The sequence below is a fragment of the Neisseria sp. P0008.S010 genome (genome assembly GCF_051962715.1).
Lineage (GTDB): Bacteria > Pseudomonadota > Gammaproteobacteria > Burkholderiales > Neisseriaceae > Neisseria > Neisseria elongata.
In genome coordinates this window covers 1-414 of the sequence record NZ_JBQCVA010000175.1, presented here as the reverse complement: position 1 = coordinate 414, position 414 = coordinate 1, and the positions used below count along the sequence as shown (strand labels likewise).

The window sequence follows — 414 nt, the reverse complement described above, 5'->3', positions numbered from 1 at the left end:
CTGCGCCACAAACATCGGCGTTTCATTCCCGTTTGCCGGGTCAATAAATGCGATACGATTGGCGGCAACCAGAAACTGGCTCAGTTTGCCTTCCTCCGTGTCCTCCATGCTGAGGCCAATACCCGCGACATAATGTTTGCCGTCTTTGGTCTGCTCAATTTTGACAGCCCACATGGCATTCCACTTATCACTGGCATCCTTCCACTCTTTCGAAAACTCCTCCAGTCTGCTGGCGTTATCCTCCGTCAGCTCGACTTTTTCCAGCAGCTCCTTGCCGAGATGGGATTCGGTTATCTTGCCTTTGAAAAAATCCAGGTAACCTTCCGCATCATCGCTCGCCCGACCGACGGCCTCCACGAATGCCGATTTGCCAACGGTGTTCACACTGCGGATATAAAAGTAATAATCATGGCC

Annotated in this window: 1 protein-coding gene; it reads right to left on the bottom strand. The window is 51.7% G+C overall.

Going from position 1 to position 414, the window contains the following annotated elements:
* On the bottom strand, nt 1-414 hold a 414-nt coding region (locus tag ACTHSL_RS13090; protein ID WP_440381695.1), incomplete at both ends, for a DUF1983 domain-containing protein.